Source organism: Cellulosimicrobium cellulans, assembly GCF_016921195.1.
Taxonomy (GTDB): Bacteria; Actinomycetota; Actinomycetes; order Actinomycetales; family Cellulomonadaceae; genus Cellulosimicrobium; species Cellulosimicrobium cellulans_F.
Map to the genome: position 1 here is coordinate 1 of NZ_JAFGYF010000015.1, position 25,209 is coordinate 25,209.

The window sequence follows — 25,209 nt, forward strand, 5'->3', positions numbered from 1 at the left end:
CGTCGTGGTCGGGCCTGGCGGGAGCCGCGAGGAACGAGCGGCGGATGGTAGACGCGGCACCACCACCCACCCCGACCACCCAACCCAGCCACACGCCGTCGGGCCCAAGAACCAGGGTTCTACCTCACGCGACCACGGTTCTATCCCGCGGGACCAGGGTTCTCTCTCGCGGGACCAGGGTTCTCTCTCGCGGGACCAGGGTTCTCTCTCGCGGGACCAGGGTTCTCTCTCGCGGGACCAGGGTTCTACCTCGTGGGACCGGGGTTCTATCTCGGGAGGCCGCGTGGCTCGACGACTACTGCGCGGCGGCCTCCGCGGCGGCGAGGAGGACGCAGGTCGCGACGCCGTCCATCGCGACGCGGACCTCCTCGATCGGGGGGAGCGTCGGGGCGAGGCGGAGGACCTTGTCCTCGGGGTCCTTGCCGTACGGGAACGGGGCGCCGGCGGGGGTGAGCGCGATGCCGGCGGCCTTCGCGAGCTCGACGACGCGCGACGCGGTACCGGGGACGACCTCGAGGCTGACGAAGTAGCCGCCCTGGGGCTCGGTCCACGACGCGACGCCCGTGCCGCCGAGTCGGTCCGCGAGGATGCTCGTGACGGCGTCGAACTTGGGGGCGATGATGTCGCGGTGCTTGCGCATGTGGGCGCGCACGCCGTCGGCGTCGCCGAAGAACAGCGCGTGGCGGAGCTGGTTGACCTTGTCCGGACCGATGGACTGCGCGGACAGGTGCTTCTTGTACCAGGCGACGTTGGCGGGCGACGACGCGAGGAACGCGACGCCCGCACCGGCGAAGGTGATCTTCGACGTCGAGGCGTAGAGGACGACGCGGTCGGGGTGGCCGGCCTCGGCGGCGAGCGAGATCGCGTCGGCGCTGCGGACCTCGTCGTCGGTGAGGTGGTGCAGCGCGTACGCGTTGTCCCAGAGGATGCGGAAGTCGGGCGCGGCGGCGGGCACGGACACGAGCGCGCGCGCGACCTCGTCGGTGACGACCGACCCGTCGGGGTTCGCGTAGGTCGGCACGACCCACATGCCCTTGATCGTCGGGTCCTCGGCCACCAGAGCCGCGACGGCAGCCGCGTCGGGGCCGTCCGCGGTCATGGGCACGGTGACCATCTCGATGCCGAGGGCCTCGCACACGGAGAAGTGGCGGTCGTACCCGGGCACGGGGCAGATCCAGCGGACCTTCTCCTCGCGGCCCCACGGGCGCTCGGACCCGGGGACGCCGAAGAGCGTCGCGTACGCGAGCGTGTCGTACATGAGCGTGAGGCTCGCGTTGCCGCCCGCGAGGAGCTGCTCGACGGGCACGCCGAGCAGCTCGGCGAAGATCTCCCGGAGCTGCCGGAGCCCGTCGAGGCCGCCGTAGTTGCGCACGTCGGTGCCGTCGGCGTCGGTGTGCACGCCCTCGCCCGGGAGCGCGAGCAGGGCCTCGGAGAGGTCGAGCTGCTCGGCCGAGGGCTTGCCGCGCGTGAGGTCCAGCTTCAGCCCCAGGGCCTGCAGGTCGGCGTACGCGCGACGCAGGTCGTCGAGGGACGACGCGAGGGTGGAGGTACCGGGTGCGGTGTGCTCGGGCGTGGTCACCCTCCGGACTCTACCGATCCCGCGCGAGGTCCGTCAGGGCGTCCTCCAGGGCGGACAGGCCGGTCTCGAGGTCGTCGGCGGAGATGGTCAGCGGGGGAGCGAGCCGGATGGTCGAGCCGTGCGTGTCCTTGGCGAGGACGCCGCGCGCGAGCAGCGCCTCGCACAGGTCGCGACCGGTCCCGCGGGCCGGGTCCAGGTCCAGCCCCGCCCACAGCCCGAGGCCGCGGGCGCCGGCGAGCAGCCCGGCGTCCACGAACCCGCCGAGCCGGTCCTGGAACCGCGCGCCGAGCTCGCGCGCCCGCCGCTGCGGCTCGCCCGTCGCCAGGAGGTCGACGACCGCGAGGCCGACCGCGCACGCCAGCGGGTTGCCGCCGAACGTGCTGCCGTGCGTGCCGGGCGTGAGCACCGCGAGCACGTCGCGCCGGCCCACGACCGCGGACACGGGCAGGATCCCGCCGCCGAGCGCCTTGCCGAGGGTCACGAGGTCGGGGCGCACGCTCCACGTCTCGGTCGCGAGCGTCGTACCCGTGCGGCCGAGGCCGGACTGGATCTCGTCCGCGACGAGCAGCACGTCGCGCTCGGCGGTGAGGGCGCGGACGCGCGGCCAGTAGTCGGCGGGCGGCACGACCACGCCCGACTCGCCCTGCACGGGTTCGAGCAGCACCGCGACGGTCGAGTCGTCGACCGCCGCGGCGACGGCGTCGGCGTCGCCGTACGGCACGACCCGGAAGCCCGGCGTGTACGGGTCGAACCCGCGGCGCGCGTCCTCGTCGTCGGAGAACGACACGATCGTCGTCGTGCGGCCGTGGAAGTTCCCGGAGCCGACGACGACCGTCGCCTCTCCCGGACGCACGCCCTTGACGTCGTACCCCCACTTGCGCGCGGTCTTGATCGCGGTCTCGACCGCCTCGGCGCCGGTGTTCATGGGGAGCACCAGGGAGTCGGGCCCGCCGGTGGTGAGCGGTCCGACGAGCGCGGCGAGCGCGTCGGCGAACGGGTGCAGGACGTCGTGGTCGAACGCGCGCGACGTGAGCGTGACGCGGCCGAGCTGAGCGGTCGCGGCTGCGACGAGCGCGGGGTGCCGGTGCCCGAAGTTGAGGGCCGAGTAGCCCGCGAGGAAGTCGAGGTAGCGGTGCCCGTCGACGTCGGTGACCCACGAGCCCTCGGCGGTCGCGACCGTCACGGGCAGCGGGTGGTAATTGTGGGCGAGCGCGTCGCGCGGGTTCCCGTCGGCCGTCCCGTCGACCGGGCGGACGTCCTGCGCGGTCACGACGCGCTCCCCGGCGTCGCCACCGGCGACCCCGGCGTCGCCTCGCGGATCTCCAGGGTGCAGCACTTGGCGCCGCCGCCCCCGCGCAACAGCTCGGACGTGTCGACCGCGAGCGTCTCGTAGCCGCGCTCGCGCAGCGCTGCGGCGAGCCGCTCGGCGCGCGGCGCGTGCACGACGTACCTCCCGTCGCTCACCGCGTTGAGGCCCAGCACGACGGCGTCCTCCTCGGTCGCGAGGAGCGCGTCGGGGTACCGCTCGCGCAGCACCTCCTGCGCTGCGGGCGAGAACGCGGGCGGGTAATAGACGACGTCCACGGACGCCTGGCCGGTGAGGCCTGGGTGCGTGCCGCCGTCGAGCGCCCGGGCACCCGCAGCCTCGCCGGAGTCTCCGCGCAGCACGGTGAGCGCGGTGTCGAGGTGGTAGAAGCGGGGGTCGACGAGCTCGAGCGTCACGACCTCGCGCCCCCACAGCGCGGCGGCCTCGGCGTGCGCGGCGCGGTCTGTGCGGAATCCCGTCCCGGCGAGCACGACGTCGCCCGCCACGAGCAGGTCGCCCTCGCCCTCGTTGACGTGCTCGGCGAGGTGGGTGACGTACCCGTGGTCGGCGAACCACTTGAGGTAGGCGGGGCCCTCGGGCCCGCGCTCGGGGTGCGTGAAGCGCGCGGAGTAGACGAGGCCGTCGACGACGGTCGCGCCGTTGGCGGCGTAGACCATGTCCGGCAGGCCCGGGACGGGGTCGATCGTCTCGACGGTGTGGCCGAGGTCGCGGAACGTGTCGCGCAGGCGCTCCCACTGGGCGACCGCGAGCGGGGTGTCGACCGGGGTGCGCCGGTCCATCCACGGGTTGATCTCGTAGCTCACGGTGAAGTACGTGGGCCGGCACATGAGGTAGTGCCGGGGCTGGCCTGGGCGCATCGCCGCCTCCTCGCGGGAGCCGGGCTCGCCGGGGTGGTGCGGCCCGGGTGGTGGCCGGACGGGGGAACCCGTCCGGTGCTGCTGGTGGGCTGCCGGTTGGCTGCTGGATGCCAGCGTACGTCCGCCGCCCGGGCGCGTCCTGGGACGACGCGCGCTGCCCCGGGATGTTGACAGCGATATTCTATCGATATATCGTTACCGTATCGCTGAGCCCGAGATGAGGCTCGCGTCCACCGCGAGGCCGCACCGGCCCGCCACCGCTCCGCGGATCACCCGGAGCCCCACGAACACAGGAGACACATCCCATGAGCTACGCACACCAGCACCGGGGCAGGACCCCGGAGAACGTCCAGAACATGTCCCAGCCGTTCGGCGAGCGTCCCGGGTCGCGCCCGGACCGCCGTCGTCGTGACGGCTTCCCGCCCGTGCCCGACGACGCGGCCTGGTTCCGCGGTGACGGCCCCTCCGGCCGTGGTCGGGGCGGCGCGCGCCGCGGCGGTGGCCGCGGGTTCGGCGGCCCGGCCGACGGCGGACGGGGCTTCGGCCCCGGCTTCGGCCCGGGTGGCCCCGGGTTCGGCCCGGGCCACGGCGGCCGCCGTCACGGGGGACGCGGCCCGGGCCGCGCCGGTCGCGGCGACGTCCGCGCCGCCGTCCTGCTGCTCCTCGCCGAGCAGCCCATGCACGGCTACCAGGTCATCCAGGAGATCGCCGAGCGGAGCGAGGGCCAGTGGCGCCCGAGCCCCGGCGCGGTCTACCCCGCGCTGAACCTGCTCCAGGACGAGGGGCTCGTCGAGCTCTCGGCCGACGGCGGGCGTCGCCTCGCGACGCTCACCGAGGCGGGCACCGCGTACGTCGCGGAGCACGCCGCCGAGCTCGGCGACCCGTTCGCCGACGCCGCCGGTCGCGGTGGGCGCTCGCGGCGCGAGCTGCGCGCGGGCGTCGAGGCCGTCGCCGCGGCGGTCCACCAGGTCGCCCGCACGGGCACGGACGGGCAGGCGAAGGCCGCGGCGGAGCTCCTCGAGCGCACGCGCCGCGAGCTCTACCTGATCCTCGCCGGCCCGGCCGCGACCGGCGCGGCGCCCGACGCGGGCGACCCCGCGTCGTCGGGCGCGCCCGTGGAGGACGCCCCGGTCGAGGACGAGCCGACGGCCTGACCTCGCCGACCGCGCCGACCCTGCCGAACCCGGGGTCGCTCCTCATCCGCAGCCGTGGGTGGGGAGCGGCCCCGGGTTCGGCGCGTCTCGGGAGGGCGCGCGGCCGCAGAGGCTCCGGACCCGGGCCTCCTGGCGCCGGCCGGCCGTGTCAGCGGTGGGCGGACAGGCGGGTCTCGAGGCGACGCAGCGAGACGTGCATCATCGCGCGCAGGGCGAGCCCGACGACGGGCGCGGTCGCCGCGCGGGGGACCGGGCCGGCGAGGTAGGCCTCCTCCCACCACACGACGCGGCAGCGGCCGCGGCCGAGCGGCACGACGTCGAACCCGGCGTCCCCGAGCAGCACCGGCCCGAGCTTGCGCACGCGCGTGGTCCCGGTGCGCTCCGCCGCGACGGACGGGCGGTCGAGCGACTCGACGACCATGCGGTCGGTGAAGCCGCGGCCCGTGCGCCCGACGCGCGGACCGCTCACCATCGTGAAGCGGTCGCCGACCTCCGGGCCGCGGGTCGCGGGGGTCGCCATGACGGTGAGGGGGATCCAGCGCGGGTGGGTGCGCGGGTCGGCGACCCACGCGAACGCCACGGACGCGTCGACGTCGAGCTCGCGCGCCACGGCGACCCGCCGTACGGGTCGCCGCGGTCGGGGCGCCCCGTCGGCGCCCGTCACTCCGCGTCGCGCGCGGGGGAGCGGTCCCGCCGCGCGCGCCCCGGCAGGAGGCGACGGCGTCGCCGCGGGGTCGCCGCGTCGTCGGGCACGGGGACGAGCCGCGGCGGCGCGTCCTCGACCGGTGACTCCACGACCTCCAGGAGCCGCCCGAACACCGTCGGCGGCGGCCCGAACGCGCGCCGGGACTGGCCGATCACGCCGTGCCCGAGCGCGCGTGCCCCCGCGACGCCGACCACGGCCCCGACGCCGAACGGCACCAGCCGCCCGATCGCGAGACCCGACTGCTTGGCGAGCTGCGTGCGCAGGAAGCGGTTGCCGAGCGCCTTGTTCACCTTGACCAGTGTCCCGGCGGGCATGCTCGTCAGCAGGACCTTGCCCCAGGCGAGGCCGGAGCCCTGGGTCGCGCGCTCGACGTCGCGCGCGCCCTTCTCGCCGAGCACCGTGGCGAGGAGCAGGGCGCGGCGGCGCGCGACGTCGTCCACGGCGATCCCGTGCACGTCCGCCACCGCGAGCGCGAACGCGGCCGAGGACGCGAAGAACGTCGCGATGTCGCTCGACGTCAGCGCGATCCCGACGCCCGTCCCGACCGCCGGGAACGCCGCCGCCGCACCGACGGCGCCGCCCGCGGCCTGGATGACCATCAGGTACTCGCGCTCGAGGATCCGCACGATCTGGGCCGGGCTCGCCTCCGGGTTCCGGCGACGGACCGCGTCCACGTGCGCGCGGACGACGTGCGACGGGATCGTCACGGCCTTGTCGAGCGCCGCGTCGAGCAGGGGCGTGGGCCGGTAGGCGGCCCAGTCGACGGCGTCCTGCGTCGAGACGTCCGCGCGCGTGCCCGCGGGCGGCGGCGTGCCGTACGCAGGCGTGCCGCCACGCGGCACAGGGGTTCTCGAGGGGTCCTGCTGGTGCGCCATGGCGTCTCCCGTCATCGCGTGCGGCTCCGCGTCACTCGCGGGTCTCGACCTCCCGGCCGGCGCCCTCCGGCTGGAAGAGGTACTCGACCTCGGCCCCGGCCTTGACCGTCCTCCCTACCGTGCACGCCTTGTCGATCGCTCGCGCGGCGACCGTGACGAGGCGGTCGCGCGCGTCGTCGTCGAGCGAGGTGAGGTCGATGTCGTACGTGCCGGTGATCTTCGGGTAGCGCTCCTCCTCGAGCAGCTTGGCGCCCTCGACGTGGATCGTCACCGCGTAGTCGTCGCCGAGCCGGCGCGCGAACGTCCGGTCCGTGCTCATGCCCGCGCACGCGGCGAGGGCGATCTTCAGCAGCTCTCCGGGGGTGAACACCGCGCCCTCGCTCGCCGGGCCGATCGACACCTGGGCGCCGCGCGCCGAGTGCCCCGTGTACGTGCGGGTGCCCGTGCGCTCGACCCAGAGCGCGTCGGCCGGCGCGGGGGACGGTGCGGGCACGTCGCGCTCCGCCTCGTCGGCGGGGCTCAGGCTGGTCTCGGAAGGCTGCGTCGTCATGCGTGAATCCTCGCACTCGTCGGGTCGCGGCGTCCGGGAGGTCCGCCCTCCGGGGAACGCGCGGCCGGCGCGGGCGATTCCCTCGTCCTGCCCGGACGAGGTCGGTCGAGCCGCCCGCGTCGCGTCGGTCGGGGCGGGCCGTGGCGCCCCGGACGGCGGGCTCAGGCCGCGCGGACGGGCTCCGGCGCGGGGCGCGGCCTCGCCGGTGCGGCGGTGTCGTCCTCGCCCGGGCGCTCGGTCCGGCGCTCGGCCGGTCGCGCGGTCGTGGCGCGCGAGGCGGGGGCGGCCGCCACGAACGCGTCGCGGGGGTGCTGCACCGCGGCGAGCGAGACGACGTCGCGCCCGAACAGCGCGCCCGTCGCCCACACGGCGACCACCCGGGCCGTGCGCTCCCACGTCGGGATCGCGAGCACGTGGTACCCGCGGTGCACGAGCCACGCGAGGCGCCCTCGCACGACGAGCCGGCGGAACTCGAACACGCCCGAGCCGAGGCCGAGCGTCGCGACGACGCCGAGGCTCTCGTGCACGTACGGCCGCGTCGGTCGCCCGCGGCGCGCGGCGACGAGGTTGCGGGCGAGGCGCCGACCCTGCCGCACCGCGTGCTGCGCGTTGGGGACGGTGAGCGCGCCCGGGCGCGGGACCGCGAGGTCGGGGACGGCCGCGCCGTCGCCCGCGGCCCACGCGTCGGGGACCGTGTCGTCCACCGTGCCGACCCGCAGGTCGGGTCGCGTGACGAGGTAGCCGCGCGCGTCGACGGGCAGGTCCGTGTGCGTCGCGACGACGGGGTTCGCCGCGTTGCCCGCGGTCCACACGAGCAGACCCGTGGCGAACGACTCGCCGGTCGAGAGCGTCACGACGCCGCCCTCGGCGGACACGAGGCCGGCCTCCAGGTGCACGTGCGCACCGCGGCGCTCGAGCTCGCGCACGACCCACCGTCCCGGTCGCTCCGTGACCTCCGGCAGGATGCGCGCGTTGCGCTCGACCAGGTGGAACCGCAGCTCCGCCGGGTCGATCTCGGGGTACACGCGCGTGAGGTCGTGCGCGAGCGAGAGGAGCTCCGCGAACCCCTCGACGCCGGAGAACCCGCCGCCGACGAACGTCACGGTCAGCAGGCGCTCGCGCTCCGGCCCCGCGGGCAGGCTCGCCGCGCGGTCGAACGACGTGAGCAGCCGGTCGCGGATCGCCACGGCCTCCTCGACGTGCTTCATGCCGATCGCGTGCTCGGCGACGCCCGGCACGGGGAACACGCGCGTCACGGCGCCCGCCGTGACGACGACCGTGTCGTACGCGAGGTCGTACGACTCGCCCGAGCGCGGTCGCACGACGACCGTGCGGCGCGCGTGGTCCACGCGCTCGACGGTGCCGTCCACGAGCCGCGTGCGGCGCAGGTGGCTGCGGTGCGCGACGGCGGCGTGCCGCGCCTCGACCGAGCCCGCGACGACCTCGGGCAGGAACGGCTGGTAGGTCATGTACGGGCGCGGGTCGACGAGCACCAGCTGGACCTCGCCGCGGCGCAGCTCGCGCCGCAGGCGCTTCTCGAGCTCCCGGGCCGCCGTGAACCCGGCGTAGCCCCCACCGACGACGACGATGCGTTCCATGACCGCCTCCTGTGCGGCGCGCCCTGTGCGCGCCTCACCCTGTCGACCGGGTGGCGGTCCACCTCGTGACATCGTGCGCCAGCGCGGTGCCGAGCGCCACGACCACCGGCGGCCACGCGAGGGCCGGGGAGCGGGGAGGCGTCGTCCGGTGACGACCGGCCGTGCGGCGGCGGGACGGCTACTGGCGAGCGCTCGCCGTCGGCGGCTGGGCTGCCCGGGACCGCTCGGCGCGCGCGACCAGACCCGCTGTCTCGGAGAGTCTCGTCTCCTTCATGAAGAACGCGATGACGAAGCCGACGACGCCGAGCGGGACGAGGTACCAGAACGCCGGGGCGAGCGCGTCCGCGTAGGCGTTCACGACGACGTCGTGCACCGCCCCGGGCAGGTGGTCCACGGTCTCGGGGGTGAGCGAGTCCGGTCCGAGCCCCTTCGGGACCTGCCCGGCCGGAACGCGTGCCATCGCGTCGTCCAGCGACGCCGTCAGGCGCGTGGTGAAGGCGGTCGAGAGGATGCTGGTCCCGACCGCCGCGCCGATCTCCCGCAAGAAGTTGTTGGTCGACGTGGCCACGCCGACGAGCTCCGGGGCGACCGAGTTCTGGACCGCGATGACGATGGTCTGGATCACGAGACCCAGGCCGAAGCCGAGGACGAAGATCATCGCGCCGAAGGTCGCCACGGAGATCTCCGCGGTGATCCGCGTGAGCCACACCAGGCCCAGTGTCGCGACCCCCATGCCGACGATCGGGAACACCTTGTACCGGCCCGTGCGCGCGATGAGCAGCCCGGAGCCGATCGCCGTGATCATCAGCCCGGCGGTCATCGGCAGCATGAGCAGGCCTGACTCCGTCGGGCCCACGCCGCGTGCCATCTGGAGGAAGGTGGGCAGGAACGACAGGGCGGCGAACATCGCCATCCCGAGCACGAAGGCGATGGAGACCGAGACGGAGAACGTCGGGCTGCGGAACAGGCCCAGGGGGATCAGGGGATCGCTCGCACGCGTCTCGACGAGCAGGAAGGCGGCCGCCGCGGCAAGGGTCGCCGCGACGAGCCCGAGGAGCAGCGGGTCCGACCAGTCGTAGCCGGGCGCATCCGTGAGCGACGTCCAGCTGGTCACCAGGACGATCCCCGCGGTGCCCACCGCGAGGAGGGCGGCGCCCAGCACGTCGAAGCGCCGGGTCGAGCGGTGGGACGGGATGCGCAGCTTGAACCACGCGATGCCGAACGCGGCGATCCCGACCGGGACGTTGATCCAGAAGCACCACCGCCACCCCGGACCTTCGGTGAACCATCCCCCCAGCAGCGGGCCCAGCACGGTGGCGATGCCGAACACCGCGCCCATGGGGCCCATGTACCTGCCGCGGTCTTGCGCCGAGACGATGTCGGCGATGATGGCCTGCGACAGGATGACCAGCCCGCCGCCGCCGAGCCCTTGGACGGAGCGCCACGTCACGAGCTCGACGAACGACCCCGACAGCGCGGAGCCGGTCGAGCCGACGACGAACAGGGCGATCGCGACGAGGAACGGGACGCGGCGCCCGACGAGGTCGCCGACCTTGCCGTAGATCGGCATGACGATCGCGATGGCGAGCAGGTAGGCGGTGACGATCCATCCCTCGTGCTCGACCGCCCCGAGGTCTCCGACGATCGTGGGCAGGGCCGTCCCGACGACGGACTGGTCGAGAGCCGACAGGAACATCGCCGCCATGAGAGCGGCGAAGATCACGTAGACGGAGCGCTTGGTGAGGGCGACGTCCGCGGCGTCTCCCGGAGATGCACCGACGGACGCTGTCATACGCGCCACGGTAGGGCGAGGGGGAACGCCGAACCACCGGAGGCCGCAGAATCACCCGGTGCCCGCCCGCTCTCGACAGGCCGACGACCGGGCGGACCGGCGGGCCAGGGTTCCGGGGGCTGCGGCGGGCGCGGCGGTGCCTAGACTGGCGGCCGTGGCCATCAACTCGAGCGGCATCCCTACCCCGTACGAAGACCTCCTGCGCGACGTCCTCGAGAACGGGACGCCCAAGGGCGACCGCACCGGGACGGGCACGCGCAGCGTCTTCGGGCGGCAGCTCCGGTTCGACCTGTCGCAGGGCTTCCCGCTCATCACGACCAAGCGCGTGCACCTCAGGTCGATCGCGTACGAGCTGCTGTGGTTCCTGCGCGGCGACTCGAACGTGCGCTGGCTCCAGGAGCGCGGCGTGAGCATCTGGGACGAGTGGGCGGACGCCGACGGCGAGCTCGGCCCGGTCTACGGCGTGCAGTGGCGCTCGTGGCCGACGCCGGACGGGCGGCACGTGGACCAGATCGCGCAGGTGATCGAGCAGATCCGGTCGAATCCCGACTCGCGCCGGCACATCGTCTCGGCGTGGAACGTCGCGGAGATCGAGAACATGGCCCTGCCGCCGTGCCACGCGTTCTTCCAGTTCTACGTGGCCGACGGGAAGCTGTCGTGCCAGCTCTACCAGCGCTCGGCCGACCTCTTCCTCGGCGTGCCGTTCAACATCGCGTCGTACGCGCTGCTCGTCCACATGGTCGCCGCGCAGACCGGGCTCGAGGTCGGCGACTTCGTGTGGACCGGCGGCGACGTGCACATCTACGACAACCACGTGGAGCAGGTGCGCGAGCAGCTCACGCGCGAGCCGTACCCGTACCCGACCCTGCGCCTCGCGCCGCGCGACTCGATCGACGCGTACGAGTACGAGGACATCGAGGTCGTCGGGTACCAGCACCACCCGACGATCAAGGCCCCGATCGCGGTCTGACGGCGGTGGGGGAGGAGACGCTCGGCGGGCCAACGCTCGGGCTCGTCTGGGCGCAGGCCCGCGACGCGGCGGGGAGGCCCGTCATCGGCGCGGGCGGCACCATGCCGTGGCACCTGCCCGAGGACCTCGCGCACTTCCGGCGCGTGACGTCGGGCCACCCCGTCGTCATGGGCCGCCGCACGTGGGACTCGCTCCCGCCCCGGTTCCGGCCACTGCCCGGGCGCGTCAACGTCGTCGTGACGCGGCAGCCCGGATGGTCGCCCGGCGAGGCCTCGCCGCGCGTCGGTGGGTCCGGTGGTGCGGTGCCCGACGGCGGTCGCCCGGCCGAGCAGGCCGACCCGCCCGTGCGCGTGGCCGGGTCGGTCGCCGAGGCGCTCGCAGCCGCCCGCGAAGCGGCGCGCGAGACCGGGTCGGGCGAGGTCTGGGTCATGGGCGGCGCGCAGCTCTACGCGTCGACGATCGCGGTCGCGGACCGCTGCGTCGTCACGGAGATCGACGCCGAGGTCGAGGGCGACACGTTCGCGCCCGCGGTTCCCGACGGGTGGGTCGCGCACCCGGGCGACTGGGCGACGTCGTCCACCGGCCTGCGCTACCGCTTCGTCACCCACACCCACGCCACCCGCTGAGTGCGTGGAACAGTCGCGCTCGAGCCTCCGGGGGCGACTTTCTCATGCACTCAGCGGTCAGGCGGGGTCGTCGAGGCGTCGGAGGGCGTCGACGACGAGGTCCCAGAAGCGGGTGTGGTCGAGGGTGACCGCGACCTGGGTGCGGCAGTCGTCGGGGCCGGGCTCGTCGCCGCGCAGGTCCGCGACGGTCATGCCGGTCGTCAGTGCGCCGTGGAGCTCGACGTCCAGCGGGGCCCGGCGCGTCGTCATGACCTCGGGGTCGATCACGGCTGCGACCGCGCAGGGGTCGTGCACGGGCGGGTACAGGAAGCCCTGCGCCGAGCGGTACGTCGCACCGTAGAAGTCGAGCAGCTCGCCGACGAACCGGGCGGGCGCGGTGTCGAACGCGGAGAGCCGGTCGCGCACGTCGGGCGTCGCGACGGCCTGGTGCGTGAGGTCCAGGCCGACCATGGTCACGGGCCACGGCTCGTCGAGCACCACGTGCGCGGCCTCCGGGTCGGCGAGGACGTTGAACTCCGCGACGGGCGTGCGGTTGCCCACGTGGTAGCCGCCGCCCATCATCACGACCTCCCGCACGCGTGGCACGATGCGCGGCTCCTTGCGTGCCGCCATGGCGACGTTCGTCAGCGGCCCCGTCGGCACGAGCGTGATCTCGCCGGGCTCCGCGCCCATGACCGTGTCGACGATGAGGTCCACCGCGTGACGGCGGTCGACGGCGCGGTGCGGGGCGGGCAGGACCGGCCCGTCCATGCCGGACTCGCCGTGGATGTCCGGCGCGACGATCCGCGGCCGGACGAGCGGTCGGTCGCACCCTGCCGCGACCGGGACGTCGATCCCGGCGAGCTCGGCGACCGCGAGCGCGTTGCGCGTGACCTTCTCCAGCGTCTGGTTCCCGGCGACCGTCGTCACGGCGACGAGCTCGACCGCGGGGCTGCCGTGCGCGAGGAGCATCGCGATCGCGTCGTCGTGGCCGGGGTCGCAGTCGAGGAGGACGCGGCGTGGTGCGTCGACAGGGGCTGTAGGCATGCGCCCATCCTCGCGCGGGGCCGGGTTCCGGCGCGCAGCCGGGACCGGAGCGTGGTGCGCTTCGCCTCGAACCGCCGCCGGCGGCTAGGCTGTCCCCGGTCCTGCCCCGGGGCCGCGCGCCTGTAGCTCAGGGGATAGAGCACCGCTCTCCTAAAGCGGGTGTCGCCAGTTCGAATCTGGCCAGGCGCACCGAACGCCCCTCTGCTCGCCGCGCGGGCCGGCTTAGCCGACGACGCGCACCGCGACCACCTGGCACTGCACCGGGTACGACTCCGCGCACACGTCGGCCCACACCTCCACGGCGTCGCCGTCGACCAGGGCGTCGCCGTCCACCCGCGCGCCGTCCGCGTCCAGGACCACGGTGCTCGCCGACAGGAGCGACATGCCCTCGTAGTAGGGGTCCGAGGCATCGACGAGCCGCGGCGCGCCCTCGTCACGGTCGACGGTCCCGTCGACGTCGGCGGGCCGGTCCGGAGGCGCGGTGGCCCCGTCGGGGTCGTCGGCTGCGCACCCCGCCAGCAGCGGGGTGAGCCCGACCAGGAGGGTCAGCGCGAGGGCGGTCGCGCGGAGGGCGGGAGCGTACGGGAACCGGCGCATCCTCGGATCCTCCCACCGCCGCCGTGGCGCGTCCGCGCGATCCTAGGCGGTGGCGGAAGCGGAGGCGGGCGTGGACGGTGCGGGGGTCGGCGCCGTGCCGGTGCTCCCGCCGGTCTCCGCCTCGGCACCCTCGCCCGTTCCTGCGCCCGTGCCCTCGCCGGTGCCGGGCACGGGTTCCGTCGGCTCGGGCACCGGCGTCGTGGGGTCCGGCGATGGCTCCTGCGTGGGTGCCTCGGTCGGCTCCGGCGTCGGCGTGGTCGTCGGCCCGTCGGTGGGTGCCGGGGTGGGCGTGGTCGACGGCGCGGGCGCCGGCTCCTGCGTCGGCACGGTCGACGGGTCCACGGCCGGGCTCGACGGCGCGGGCGTCGGGGGGTCGTCCGTGCCGGTCGAGCGCTCGCGGCTGATCGTCGTCCCCGAGCCCTCCACGCCTCGCACGGCGTCGGAGATCGGCTTGCCGATCGCGAGCTCGACCACGAGGACGACACCCATCACGACGACGAACAGCGCGAGCGCCGAGACGGTCAGCACCCGCCCGCGGCCGTAGCGGTCGACGAGCCGCAGCCAGGCGTTCTGCGGCTGCTCCGGGTCCGTGCCCGGCTCGAGCGGAGCGCCGACGTCGCCCCGGTCCACGGTCTTCCCCGTCGCGGTCGTGTCGTCCGGCTCGACGGCGGCCGTCGCGCCGGCGTCGGGCGCCGCGTCGTCCACGACGACCGTCCCGCGCGGCACGCTCGCGACGGCCGTCGTGACGCTGGTGGGCGTCGCACGGTCGCGCGAGGTAGTGCCACCGGTGGTCACCTGCACGACCTTGCCGACGACGGGCACGAGCTGCTCGCGGGTCTTCTGGATCGAGCGCGTGTAGACGTAGTTCGCGACGACGGTGAGGGCGCTCGCGATGCCGGCGCCGATGATCGTGCCGGCGGTCCCGAAGTACGAGAGCAGCACCGTGGTGCTCACGGCGGCGAGCGCGCTCGCGACGACCTGCGTGAGGGAGAGGCGGGCCGGGGCCTCGCGCTCCTTCGCGGGTGTCGCCTCCGCGGCGGCGCGCCCGGCCTCGCGGCCGGCGTCGCGGGGCGCGGGGCGGGGGTCGAGGGAGCCGTCGTCGTCGGGGCGGGGAACGGGGGGCGTCGTCACGTGGTGCGGGTTTCCGGTCGTCGGCGGGCAGGACCGCCCGCCGCCACCGGCCGTGCACGACGGCCGCGCGCCAGGGACCGGCGTCGGGCCACGGGCGTCCTCCCACGGTAGGCCGCTCGTGTGGACCTCGCTCACGGGCGCCGTGCCGGGGGCTCAGAGGAACGGGAGAGATCCTGTGACGCCGCCGTTCCGAGCGCCCTGCGGGCCCGCCGGGGCCCGTCGTCGCCCCCGGCGACCTCCGGCCGCTGGGCGACGCGGAGGGCGCCCGACGACGGCGATCTATCCTGCCGAGGGTCGTGTGGACCATCGCGGGCCCTCGGGAGCCTCGCCGTGGGACAGGCATGGTGGCGTGCGTCACAGCGTGGAGGCCGTCGGTCGGGGCGCGAATTCGCGGAATCGCGTGCATGTTGTGGACAGTCGTCCAGGTGGTTCTCAGACGCCTCGGGAGACTCCGGGTGATTCATGCGTCCAGGACCGCGGGCTGTGTTGACGCCTGGCATCCTGCCGTGCAAGATAGTCCTCGACAGCGCGCATCGCCTGCCCCCTGCGCGGTGCGCGCTGTTTCACACTTCTCCGGGAGAACACCCCGGAATAGCCCGGAACGACGGCCTCGGAACACGAATTCTCGTGATCCGGGGCCGTTCGTCGTCCCGCCTCCGACGCGTCCCACGCTCGACCCGTGGGTGGGCGGCCACGGACCGGCGCCCACCGCCGGACCGGGTCGCCGACCCTCCGGCGCGCCGCGCCGGGCCTCGCGAGGCGGACGGTTAGCGTCGGAGGGTGAATGCCGCAGCCCGCACCAGCTCAGCCGCCCGGAGCGTGGCCGATCCTGCTCGGCTGCCCGCGACCGCTCCCGACGGGACGGACCAGCCCGACGCGCCGGACGACGGCGTGACCCCGTCCCGCCCCGTGCTCGTCCCCGAGCCCACCACGGCCGACCTCGTCGGCGAGGCGGTGGCCCGGTGGCGCGCGGGCCTCGTCGAGCTCGCCGGAGGATCGTCGCTCGCCGACGTCTCCCTCCTGGGCGACGCCGTCGTGGACCTGACGGCGGCGCACCCCTCGGGCGTCGCGCAGCTCTTCGCCGGACGTCCGACACGCCTCTCCAACCTCTTCCGCGAGGGCGGGTCTCTCCCGGCCGCCCGCCGGCGGGCACGGGCCGTCGTGGTCCGCGCCGCCGAGCACGCCCAGCGCTACGGCGTCGCGCCGACGTACCTGGCGATCGGGGTCGCGACCTGGACCCAGAGCCTCGCGGCACCGCTGGCCGAGGACGACGTCGCGGCGCTCGCGCGGGTCGCGGGCCGCACCCCGGCGACGATCGTCCCGAGCGCCGGCGACGACGCGGCGGCCCCGGACGAGGCCGGGACCGGCAACCCCACGGACGGGGACGCGCAGGCACCCGCGGCCCCCGGCGCGCCGGGCGAGCCCGCCGGGCACGACGACGCACGGGTCCCCGACGCCGGGTACCACCTCCGGGGCGCGGTCGAGGAGACCGAGCAGGAGCCGACGTCCCGCACCGTGCGCGCCCCCGTGCTCCTGCGCCCCCTGACCGTGACCCCGCGCGGGGACGGCGAGACCGACTACGAGCTGACCCTCGAGCCGACGGCGGAGATCAACCCCCTCCTCGCGCGCACGCTGCGCGCGCACGGCGCGCTCCTCGACCCGGTGACGCTCGCGCGCTCGACGTTCACCGGTGCCGGGTTCGACCCCGGTGACGCGACCCGCCGGATCGCCGCGCTGGGCCAGGCCGTCCTCGACGACTTCGACCTGACCCATCGCGTCCTCGTCGGCACGTTCGTGCACCCCGGGCAGGTCCTCGTCGACGACCTCGACGAGCTCGCGCCCGCCCTCGAGCGGCACGAGGTCGTCGCGGCCCTCGCCGGGGACGAACGCTCCGCCGCGGCGCTGCGCGCCGAGCTGCCCGCCCCGCGCGTCGGCGACGCCGACCCGGTGCACGAGCGCGGCGCCGGCGACCTCGACCCGTCCCAGCGCCACGTCGTCGACGTGCTCGCGAGCGGGTCGCACCTCTTCGTCGACGCCCCGGCCGGGTCCGACGTCGCGGGCACGCTCGCCGCGGTCGTCGCGGAGGCCGCGGCGTCCGGGCGCCACGTCCTGTACGTCCCGGGGCACCGCCGGGCAGCGGACGCGCTCCTGGCCCGGCTCGACGAGCTGGGCCTGGGCGGCCTGGTGCTCGACATCGTCCCCGAGCCGACGTGGCGCGAGACGGCCTCGCACCGCCTGCTGTCGGCGATGGCCGCCGAGCCCGAGCCGGGGGAGGACGAGGACCTCGCGCGCACGCGCGACGCGCTGCTCGGCGCGCGCGCCCGGCTCGCGGGGTACATCGAGGCGCTGCACCTCGTGCGCGACCCGTGGGGCGTCTCCGCGTACGACGCGCTCCAGGCGCTCGCCCGGCTGACCGCCGAGCGCCCGGCCCCCGACACCCGGGTGCGGCTGACGACCGAGGTCGTGCTCGGGATCGGGCCGCAGCGGGAGCGGATCGCGGCCGAGCTGCGCGAGGCCGCGCTGCTCGGCGCGTTCACGGCGCGCGCGACGTCGACCCCCTGGTACGGCGCGTCCCTCACCACGGCGCAGGAGGCGCACGACGCGCTCGTGCGCGTCGAGCGGCTGCGCACGCACACGCTCCCGCAGCTGCGAGCCCAGGTCGAGCAGGTCGCGCAGCGCACCGGGCTGACGCCCGCGACGACGCTGCGCCAGTGGGGCGACCAGCTCACGATGCTCGGGGGGATGCGCGGGACGCTCGACGTCTTCCAGCCGCTCATCTTCGAGCGCACCGCGCAGGACATGGTCGAGGCGACCGCGACCAAGCAGTGGCGCGAGCAGCGCGGCGTCGAGATGGGCTGGTTCGCCCGGCGCCGGCTGCGCCGCCAGGCGCGCGACATGGTGCGTCCCGGCGTGCGCGTGCCCGACCTGCACGCCGCGCTCGTCGAGGTGCAGGCGCAGCGCGCGGTCTGGCAGGAGCAGTGCCCGCGCGGTGGCTGGCCGGTCCTGCCCGAGGGGTTGTCCGCCATCGAGGACACGCACGAGGCCGTGCGCATCGACGTCGAGGAGCTCGCCCCCGCGCTCGACGGCACCCCCGGCGGCAGCGACCTCCTCGACGCCCCGCTCGACGCGCTCGCGACGCGGCTGGACGCGCTCGCCGAGGACGCCGAGTCGCTCGACTCCCTGCCCGCGCGGACCGCGATCCTGCGCCGGCTCACCGACCTCGGCCTCGGCGAGCTCCTCGCCGACCTCGCGGCGCGGCGCGTCGAGCCCGACTTCGTGGGACCCGAGCTCGAGCTCGCGTGGTGGAGCTCCGTCTTCGAGCAGGTGCTCGCCCAGGACCAGGCCCTGGCCGGGCAGGACGGAGCCGGCCTGGACGCGCTCGCGCGCCGGTTCCGCGACCTCGACCGCAGGCACGTCGCGTCGCTCGCGGCACCCGTCCGCGCGGCGGTCCGCGACCACCTCGGGACCGCGATGCGCGAGCACCGCGACGAGGCCGAGGACCTGTTCACCGAGCTGCTCGAGGGCCGCCTCGTGAGCCTGCGGGAGACGGCCGAGAAGCACCCCGCCGTGCTGCGGCGCCTCCGTCCCGTGCTCGTCGCCACGCCGACCCTCGTGCCGCACCTCGTCCCCGCCACGCGCACCGTCGACCTCGTGGTGCTGGACGCGATCGAGCACGCGCCCGTCGAGCTCGTGCTCTCCGCGCTCGCCCGCGGCCGCCAGGTCGTCGCGGTGGGCGACCCGCGCGCCGCCTCGACCGACACCGTGCGCGCCCTCGCCGAGCTGCTGCCGTCGGTCCAGCTCCTCGCCGACGGGTCGCGCCGCGACCCGTTCGTCACGACGTTCCTCGCTGCGCACGGCTACGACGGCGTCCTGCGGCCGGCGCCCCTGCCGCGCGCCGAGGTCCTCGTCCAGCTCGACGTCGTCGACGGCGCCGGCATGCCCGACCCGACGTCCGGCGCGGTCGAGAGCACCCAGGCCGAGGTCGACCGGGTCGTCGAGGTCGCGATCGAGCACGCGCTCACGCGACCCGACGAGTCCCTCGCGATCGTCACGGTCACGCCGCTGCACGCCGACCGCATCCGCGACGCCCTCCTCGTCGAGGTGCGCCAGAACCCGGCGCTCGCCGGCTTCTTCTCCGGGTCGCGGGCCGAGCCCGTGGTCGTCGCCGACGTCTCCGGCGTCGCCGGGCTCGTGCGCGACACGATCGTCCTGTCCGTCGGGTTCGGCCGGACCCCGCACGGTCGCGTGCTCCACCGGTTCGGCATCCTCAACACCCCGGGCGCCGAGGCGATGCTGCTCGACTCCGTCGGCGCGACCCGGCGCCGCCTCCACGTCGTATCGTGCTTCACCGCGGGCGACCTCGACCCCGAGCGCCTGCGCGGCGCGGGCGCCCGCCTGCTCGCGGAGGTCCTCGACCTGGCCGAGCAGCGCAGCGGCGCCGCCGACCAGGTGACCCTCGGGAACGGCGTCGACCTCGGCGGCAGCCCCGACCGGCTCGTGCTCGACCTCGCCGAGCGCCTCTGGCGCGCCGGCCTCGTCGTCGAGACCGACTACGGCATCGGCGACGGCGACCGCATCCCGCTCGTCGTCGGCCACCCCGACCTGCCCGGCGAGCTCCTCGTCGCCGTGCTCACCGACGACGCCGCGTACGTCGCCGAGCGCAGCGTGCGCGTGCGGGACCGGCAGGTCGCCGAGCGCCTCGAGCGCATCGGGTGGACCGTCGCGCAGGTGTGGTCCGCCGCCGCGTTCCTCGACCCCGCCAAGGAGGCCGAGCGCATCCGTCGGGTCGTGCAGGCGGTGCGCGACGCGCGGCTCCCGGAGACCGGGGGCGTCGCGCAGACCGGCGGTGGCGACCGGATCGTCGTCGTGCCGGTGATCGACGACGACGAGCAGCACGGCGACGACGACCTCTGATTTCGGCCCGCCCGTTCGGGGTCGTCACCCTGGACGCGGGGTCGGGGAGCGACGGCCCGCGTGGTCGGGCTGGGTGCGGGTCGGGGGGACACCACCCGCGTGGTCGGGCTGGGTGCGGGGTGGGAGGCGGCGCCGGGTCTACATCCGCCGCTCGTACCTCGCGGCTCCCGCCAGGCCCGCCACGACCCGGCGCCGCCTCCCACCCCGCCACGTCGTCTCACCGTGGGCAGCGCTGCCGGCGAAGACGCGGTGCTCGCCGTTGTGCGGTGCAGCCTGTCGCGCGGCTCCCGTGTCGGGGCGTCCTCGCGTGTCTCGCCGGCTGGGGGCGGGTGTCGGGCTGACGTCGGGCGCTCCTGCGGTGCGACGATGGACGCGTGAGCACCGCGTCCGACCCGATTCCTGACCGCCCGCACGACGCGCCCGACGGCGCGGGGCCGCGTCGGCGGCCGCGCCGGGCCGTACGGCGGGGGAAGGAGAGCGAGGTCGTGTCCGGGGTGAGCGCCGACGAGCGGTCCGAGGGCTGGGGTGACGAGGCGGCGCCCGGACGTGGGGGCCGGGGCGAGAACGACGACCGGCTGCTCGGCGACGTCCCGCCGCACTACGGGCGGCACTGACCGTTCGTCACCGACCGCGCGCTCCTGAGCGTGCGCCACGACAGCGCCCACTGACGGCGGGCGCTGACGGCACTCGCGCGACGAGTCCCGCGGCCGGTCCGTGGCGGCGGTCGTCGGCCCCGCGCTGATGCGCCGAACCCGGGGTCGTTCCCCAATCTCGGCGTGAGGTGAGGAGCGACCCCGGGTTCGTCCGAGGGGCGCCGCGTGGGCTCGGGCGGCGGTGGGGTGGGGCGTGCTCAGAGGCCGCGCGGCGGTGTCGGGCCGCCGGGCGCTCCGCCCGGGCCGCTGCCCGCCTGGGCTGCGAGGAGGTCGCGGATCTCCTGGAGGACGCGCACGTCCTCCGCCGGCGCCTCGGGCTCGGGCTCGACGTCCTGCTTGCGGCGCTCGGCGAGCTTGTTCATCGGCAGGACGATGACGAAGTAGAGCGCGACCGCGATGATGAGGAACTGCAGGACCGCGTTGAGGATGCCGCCGACGGAGAGGACCGAGGCCTCCACCTCGCCATGGGCGGGTCGCAACGTGATGTCCCACAGGTTCGAGATGTCAGGCTTGCCGAAGATGGCCCCGATGATGGGGTTGATCAGGTAGGTGACGATCGCGTCGACGACCGAGGAGAACGCGGCTCCGATGACGACGCCGACCGCCAGGTCGATCGCGTTGCCGCGGAGCACGAACTCCTTGAATCCCTGGAACACGCCCTTCATGTGCTGCTTCCCTCTCAGGTCGGTGGTCCGCGTGGCGGCGGTGCCACGACAGGTGCACGCGCGATCCTCCCAACGCGGGTGCCGACGGGCAACGGCCCCGCCCGGCGGGTCGGGGACCGGCCGTCGGTCCGCCCGTCGGCGCTCGGGGTCGCCCGTCAGGGCACGAGGACGGCAGTGACGGGTGTCTGCCCGCTCACGGCCGCGAGCCGGACCGCCTCCTCGGGGCGCACGGCGACGAGCGTCACGACGTCCGTGCCTGGCCCGACCGCGCCGAGCAGCCCGCCCCCGCCCCCGCTCGCGGGCTCCGGTGCCGGCACGACGACGGCCGCACGGGCGAGGTACGGGTCGACGGTCACCGGGTCCTGGCCGTCGGTCGGCACGTCCGTCAGCGCGGTCGTGAGCGCATGGTCGCCCGCAGCCAGGAGGTCGACGCGGTCCCCCGGGCCGAGGAGGGCCGCGACGCCGGGGTCGAGCCGGACGGGCGCGACGACCGTGCCCGCGGGAGCTGCGGCGGCGAGCTCGCCGCCGGCGACGAGCGCGTCCTGGAGCAGGGTGCCCGCGGGCAGGGTGACGGTCGCGCGGCGCCCGACGACGTCGTCGGGCCGTGCCGCGGCGCCGGCCGGGACGACCTCGACGGACACGAGGTCCACGCGGAGGTCCGCCTCCGTCAGCACGGCCCCGGCCGGTACCTCCTGCGTCGTGACGACGGCGGGTGCGGTCGGTGGAGGGGGAGGACGGAGCGCCCCGACGACCACGGTGGCCGCGACCCCGCAGCACAGCGCGGCCACGACGAAGCGGGACCGCCACCACAACCCGCGCAGCAGCCGTCGCCGCGCGGGCGAGCGGTCAGGTCGCGGGTGGGGATCCGGCAGGCGGGACGAGCGGAGCATGGCGCGACGGTAGCCGCGCGCCGGGCGACGGCAGGCGCCGACCGTCGAGGACCTGTGGACGGGACGCGGCGTCGACGCCCGGACGCGCCGTGCGGAGCGGGCTGTGGTCGACCGTCACCGCCAGGGCCGTCGCGGACCAGGCCCCTGGGTGTCGGGTCAGGAGGCGGTCGAGCTTCCCGACGACGACGAGGTGCCGCTCGAGCTGCCGGACGTGCTGCTCGCGCCGGACGCCGCGGAGGCGGCGGCAGGCTTCGACGCGGCGGGCGACGTCGACGACTTCCCGCCCGAGCGCGAGTCCGTGCGGTAGAAGCCCGAGCCCTTGAACGTCACGCCGACCGAGGAGAACACCTTGCGCAGGCGGCCCGAGCACTCGGGGCACACCGTCAGGGCGTCGTCGCTGAACGACTGGTGGATGTCGAAGGCGTGACCGCAGGCGGTGCACGTGTACGCGTAGGTGGGCACGGGTTCTCCTCGTTCACGAGACGGCCGTCGGGACGGCCGCCGGCGGGTCGGGATCGGGTCGGTCTCGGCCGGGTCGTCGGTGTCAACACCGCCTGGCACTCGAAACTTCCGAGTGCTAATCATACGCGGACCGGCGCTCGCCCCGGGCCGGGTAGTCTCGCATCCGTGTCTGTGCACGAACCCGCCGAGGCCCCCGCCGGTGACACCGTCCCCGGTGCCGACCCCGCGACCCCGGTCGAGACCACGGCCCCGCCCCGGCGTCGACGGTCCGGCCGCCGGCGCGTCCTGATCGGCGTGGCCGTGCTGGTCGTCCTCGCGCTCGTCGCCGGCGCCGCTCTCGTCGTCGTCACCGTGCGTCGACCGCTGCCGCAGACCGCCGGCGAGATCGAGCTCCCCGGGCTCGAGGGCCAGGTCACGGTGCTGCGCGACGCCCTGGGCGTGCCGCAGATCTACGCGGACACCCCCGAGGACCTGTTCCGCGCCCAGGGCTACGTGCAGGCGCAGGACCGCTTCTTCGAGATGGACTACCGCCGGCACGTCACCGCGGGACGGCTCGCCGAGCTCGTGGGCGACAACCCCGACGCGATCGCCGCCGACACCGTGACGCGGACGTTCGGCTGGCGGCAGGTCGCCGAGGAGGAGTGGGACGTCGTCTCGCCCGAGACGAAGGCGTACCTCCAGGCCTACGCCGAGGGCGTGAACGCGTACCTCGAGACCCGCAGCCCGTCCGAGATCGCGATCGAGTACACCGTGCTCGGACTCCAGGTCGACGTCGTCGAGCCCGAGCCCTGGGACCCCGTCGACTCGCTCGCCTGGCTCAAGGCGATGGCGTGGGACCTCCGCGGCAACTACGACGACGAGCTGGAGCGCGCGCTGTCGTACAGCACCCTCCAGGACGCCGGGCGCGTCGCCGCGCTGTTCCCCGCCTACCCGTCCGACGTCAACGCGCCGATCCTCGATCCCGGCGAGCTCGACAACCCCCAGCAGGTCGCGCTCGAGCTCGGCCCCGAGGCTCGCGCCGCGTACGGCTCGGAGCACCTCCGGAGCGCGCTCGAGGCCGCGGACCGTGCGCTCGACGCCGTCCCCGTGCTTATCGGGCGCGGCGAGGGCACGGGCTCCAACTCGTGGGTCGTGTCCGGCGACCACACCGCCAGCGGCAAGCCGATCCTCGCCAACGACCCGCACCTGAGCCTCGGCGCCCCCGGGATCTGGGCGCAGGTCGGGCTGCACTGCAACGAGGTGGGGCCGCAGTGCGCGTTCGACGTCGCGGGCTTCTCGTTCGCCGGGTTCCCCGGCGTCATCATCGGCCACAACGCGCAGCTCGCGTGGGGCCTGACGAACATGGGCGCCGACGTCACCGACTTCTTCGTCGAGCGCGTGCGCGACGACACCTACCTGCGCGGGGACGAGTGGATGCCGCTCGAGACCCGCACCGAGACGCTGCGCGTCGCCGGGGGAGAGGACGTCGACCTCGAGATCCGCTCGACCGTGCACGGGCCGATCGTCTCCGAGGCGATCCCCGCGACCGAGTCCGCCGTCGAGACTCCCGCCCTCGACACGCGCCTGGGCGAGTACGCCGTCTCGCTCCAGTGGACCGCGCTCGAGCCGGGCCGCACCGCCGACGCGGTCTTCGCGTTCAACCTCGCGCAGGACGCCGACGACATGCAGGCCGCCGCCGCGCTGTTCGAGGTGCCCGCCCAGAACATCGTCTTCGCGACGGTGGACGGCCAGATCGGCTACCAGGCGCCCGGCAAGATCCCGGTCCGCCAGGCGGTGCCCGACGCCGAGGTGCCCTCGGACGGCACGTGGCCGCGCGACGGCTCCGACGAGCGCTACGACTGGCAGGGCTACGTCCCGAGCGAGCAGATGCCGCGCGTCGTCGACCCTGCCGAAGGGTTCGTCGTCGCCGCCAACCAGGCCGTCCTGCCCGCCGGCGTCGCGCCGTTCCTCACGACCGACTGGGACTACGGCTACCGCTCGCAGCGCATCCGCCAGCTCCTCGAGGCCGAGATCTCCGCCGGACGGCCCGTCGACGTCGACACGATGAACGAGATCCAGACGGACGACCGCAGCCCCTACGCCGAGGTGCTGGTGCCGCTCCTGCTCGACCAGGAGATCGACGACAGCTTCGCCGCCGAGGGGCAGGCGCTCCTCGCGGACTGGGACTACCGCACCGACACCGACTCCGCCGCGGCCGCCTACTTCGCCGCCGTCTGGCGCAACCTGCTCCAGCTCACCTTCTGGGACGACCTGCCCGAGTCGGCGCGGCCGAACGGCGGGAGCCGCTGGCTCGCCGTCGTGCAGAACCTCCTGGAGAACCCCACCGACCCGTTCTGGGACGACCGCCAGACCGTCAGCGTCGTCGAGACCCGCGACGAGGTCCTCACCCAGGCGCTCGTCTCCGCGCGCCTGGACCTCACCGTCGAGCAGAGCAAGCAGCCCTCCGACTGGGCCTGGGGCACGCTCCACGTGCTCGCCCTCGAGCACCCGGTCCTCGGCGGCGAGTCCATCCCCGGCCCCGTCCGCAACTGGGTCAACCCCGACCCCGTCGGCATGCCCGGCGGCTCGTCGATCGTCAACGCGACGGCCTGGGACGCGGCCTCCGGCTCGTTCGACGTGACGGCGGGCCCGTCGATGCGGATGGTCGTCGACCTCGACGACCTCGACCGCTCCACCTGGGTCACCGTCACCGGGACCTCCGGCCACCCGGCGTCCACGCACTACTCCGACCAGCTCAAGACCTGGGCCGGCGGCGAGACCTACGACTGGCCGTTCTCCACCCAGGCCGTCGCCGAGGCGAGCAAGGACGAGCTCACGCTCGTCCCGTAGTCCCGGGG

Annotated in this window: 20 protein-coding genes and 1 tRNA gene; 7 read left to right on the plus strand and 14 right to left on the minus strand. The window is 75.2% G+C overall.

The window, feature by feature from the left end; genetic code table 11:
- Nucleotides 1-295: 295 nt before the first annotated feature.
- Genes JN535_RS19200 through ddaH form a run of 3 tightly spaced genes read right to left on the minus strand, consistent with a single transcriptional unit; the run spans nt 296 to nt 3,763 of the window.
- On the minus strand, nt 296-1,579 hold the full coding sequence (locus JN535_RS19200; protein ID WP_205207412.1) for an aminotransferase class I/II-fold pyridoxal phosphate-dependent enzyme: 1,284 nt from the start codon (nt 1,577-1,579) through the stop codon (nt 296-298).
- A gap of 10 nt (nt 1,580-1,589) precedes the next feature.
- Nucleotides 1,590-2,849, minus strand: coding sequence for an ornithine--oxo-acid transaminase (gene rocD / locus JN535_RS19205; RefSeq protein WP_205207413.1), 1,260 nt, complete (start codon nt 2,847-2,849; stop codon nt 1,590-1,592).
- Nucleotides 2,846-3,763: a dimethylargininase gene (gene ddaH / locus JN535_RS19210; protein WP_205207414.1), complete on the minus strand. Its 918-nt coding sequence runs from the start codon at nt 3,761-3,763 to the stop codon at nt 2,846-2,848. Before ddaH ends, rocD begins: the two co-directional genes overlap by 4 nt.
- A 305-nt stretch (nt 3,764-4,068) precedes the next feature.
- On the opposite strand from ddaH, the gene JN535_RS19215 reads away from it, so the two are divergent.
- Nucleotides 4,069-4,917, plus strand: coding sequence for a PadR family transcriptional regulator (locus JN535_RS19215; RefSeq protein WP_240201476.1), 849 nt, complete (start codon nt 4,069-4,071; stop codon nt 4,915-4,917).
- A gap of 148 nt (nt 4,918-5,065) precedes the next feature.
- Here JN535_RS19215 and JN535_RS19220 read toward each other — a convergent pair whose 3' ends face one another.
- From JN535_RS19220 to JN535_RS19240, 5 genes are all read right to left on the minus strand, one after another.
- Nucleotides 5,066-5,527 (minus strand): SRPBCC family protein, encoded by a 462-nt coding sequence (locus tag JN535_RS19220; protein WP_205207415.1) that lies wholly within the window; start codon nt 5,525-5,527, stop codon nt 5,066-5,068.
- A gap of 50 nt (nt 5,528-5,577) precedes the next feature.
- Nucleotides 5,578-6,513: a hypothetical protein gene (locus JN535_RS19225; RefSeq protein WP_205207416.1), complete on the minus strand. Its 936-nt coding sequence runs from the start codon at nt 6,511-6,513 to the stop codon at nt 5,578-5,580.
- A 16-nt stretch (nt 6,514-6,529) separates the two neighbouring features.
- On the minus strand, nt 6,530-7,048 hold the full coding sequence (locus JN535_RS19230) for an OsmC family protein (RefSeq protein ID WP_205207417.1): 519 nt from the start codon (nt 7,046-7,048) through the stop codon (nt 6,530-6,532).
- Nucleotides 7,049-7,209: 161 nt separating this feature from the next.
- The gene (locus JN535_RS19235) at nt 7,210-8,646 is read right to left on the minus strand and encodes an NAD(P)/FAD-dependent oxidoreductase (protein WP_205207418.1); all 1,437 of its coding nucleotides are present in this window, start codon (nt 8,644-8,646) and stop codon (nt 7,210-7,212) included.
- 178 nt (nt 8,647-8,824) lie between these two features.
- On the minus strand, nt 8,825-10,438 hold the full coding sequence (locus tag JN535_RS19240) for an MDR family MFS transporter (protein WP_205207419.1): 1,614 nt from the start codon (nt 10,436-10,438) through the stop codon (nt 8,825-8,827).
- Nucleotides 10,439-10,592: 154 nt separating this feature from the next.
- Between JN535_RS19240 and JN535_RS19245 the strand changes: the two genes are divergently transcribed.
- Entirely contained in the window at nt 10,593-11,408 is an 816-nt protein-coding gene (locus tag JN535_RS19245) for a thymidylate synthase (protein WP_307869000.1), read from the plus strand.
- Nucleotides 11,409-11,413: 5 nt separating this feature from the next.
- Nucleotides 11,414-12,034, plus strand: coding sequence for a dihydrofolate reductase (locus JN535_RS19250; RefSeq protein WP_307869001.1), 621 nt, complete (start codon nt 11,414-11,416; stop codon nt 12,032-12,034).
- A 57-nt stretch (nt 12,035-12,091) separates the two neighbouring features.
- Here the strand turns inward: JN535_RS19250 and uriH are convergent, their stop codons facing one another.
- The gene (gene uriH, locus JN535_RS19255) at nt 12,092-13,060 is read right to left on the minus strand and encodes a uridine-preferring nucleoside hydrolase UriH (RefSeq protein WP_205207420.1); all 969 of its coding nucleotides are present in this window, start codon (nt 13,058-13,060) and stop codon (nt 12,092-12,094) included.
- Between the two features lie 116 nt (nt 13,061-13,176).
- Here uriH and JN535_RS19260 point away from each other — a divergent pair.
- Nucleotides 13,177-13,249, plus strand: a tRNA-Arg gene (locus JN535_RS19260).
- A gap of 33 nt (nt 13,250-13,282) precedes the next feature.
- Here the strand turns inward: JN535_RS19260 and JN535_RS19265 are convergent.
- Both JN535_RS19265 and JN535_RS19270 read right to left on the minus strand, forming a co-directional pair.
- Complete coding sequence (locus JN535_RS19265) at nt 13,283-13,657, minus strand: hypothetical protein (protein WP_205207421.1); 375 nt, start codon at nt 13,655-13,657, stop codon at nt 13,283-13,285.
- Between the two features lie 42 nt (nt 13,658-13,699).
- On the minus strand, nt 13,700-14,788 hold the full coding sequence (locus tag JN535_RS19270; protein ID WP_205207422.1) for a hypothetical protein: 1,089 nt from the start codon (nt 14,786-14,788) through the stop codon (nt 13,700-13,702).
- Between the two features lie 819 nt (nt 14,789-15,607).
- Here JN535_RS19270 and JN535_RS19275 point away from each other — a divergent pair.
- Together JN535_RS19275 and JN535_RS19280 are read left to right on the plus strand one after the other, a co-directional pair.
- The gene (locus JN535_RS19275) at nt 15,608-19,702 is read left to right on the plus strand and encodes a hypothetical protein (RefSeq protein WP_307869003.1); all 4,095 of its coding nucleotides are present in this window, start codon (nt 15,608-15,610) and stop codon (nt 19,700-19,702) included.
- Nucleotides 19,703-20,076: 374 nt separating this feature from the next.
- The gene (locus JN535_RS19280) at nt 20,077-20,316 is read left to right on the plus strand and encodes a hypothetical protein (RefSeq protein WP_205207470.1); all 240 of its coding nucleotides are present in this window, start codon (nt 20,077-20,079) and stop codon (nt 20,314-20,316) included.
- 236 nt (nt 20,317-20,552) lie between these two features.
- On the opposite strand, the gene mscL is transcribed toward JN535_RS19280, so the two are convergent.
- The 3 genes from mscL to JN535_RS19295 form a co-directional block, all read right to left on the minus strand.
- The gene (gene mscL, locus JN535_RS19285; RefSeq protein ID WP_205207424.1) at nt 20,553-21,020 is read right to left on the minus strand and encodes a large conductance mechanosensitive channel protein MscL; all 468 of its coding nucleotides are present in this window, start codon (nt 21,018-21,020) and stop codon (nt 20,553-20,555) included.
- Between the two features lie 155 nt (nt 21,021-21,175).
- A complete protein-coding gene (locus tag JN535_RS19290) occupies nt 21,176-21,910 on the minus strand; it encodes an SAF domain-containing protein (RefSeq protein WP_205207425.1) in 735 nt (244 codons plus the stop codon).
- A gap of 156 nt (nt 21,911-22,066) precedes the next feature.
- Complete coding sequence (locus tag JN535_RS19295; RefSeq protein ID WP_205207426.1) at nt 22,067-22,372, minus strand: FmdB family zinc ribbon protein; 306 nt, start codon at nt 22,370-22,372, stop codon at nt 22,067-22,069.
- Between the two features lie 285 nt (nt 22,373-22,657).
- Here JN535_RS19295 and JN535_RS19300 point away from each other — a divergent pair, with 285 nt between their 5' ends.
- The gene (locus JN535_RS19300) at nt 22,658-25,201 is read left to right on the plus strand and encodes a penicillin acylase family protein (protein WP_240201483.1); all 2,544 of its coding nucleotides are present in this window, start codon (nt 22,658-22,660) and stop codon (nt 25,199-25,201) included.
- The last annotated feature ends 8 nt before the right edge of the window (nt 25,202-25,209 follow it).